1 pseudogene is annotated in these 255 nt (G+C 62.0%); it reads left to right on the forward strand.

The window, feature by feature from the left end:
• Positions 1–255, forward strand: a pseudogene (locus tag ACZ92H_RS29800) (ShlB/FhaC/HecB family hemolysin secretion/activation protein); the annotation flags it as partial.

The raw sequence follows: 255 nt of genomic DNA on the forward strand, positions 1-255 counted from the left end.
CCACCGGCAAGATCGATATCCAGACGCCGGTGGCGCTGCTGATCGACCAGTTGACGGTGAAGAGCAATGGCCACTTCAATAAAGTCGGTTTCAATGCGGCGCGCGTGCAAAGCCTGGGCGGCGAGACCAGCTTGTTCGGCATTGTCAGTGGCCAGATGGCATCGAAAAACCTCGATGTGTCGGAAAAGATGGGCATTGGCGGCGTCGGCGGCGTGCGCGCCTACCCGGGTGGCGAGGCGTACGGCGACCAGGGCT

The sequence above is a fragment of the Janthinobacterium foliorum genome (assembly GCF_978021625.1).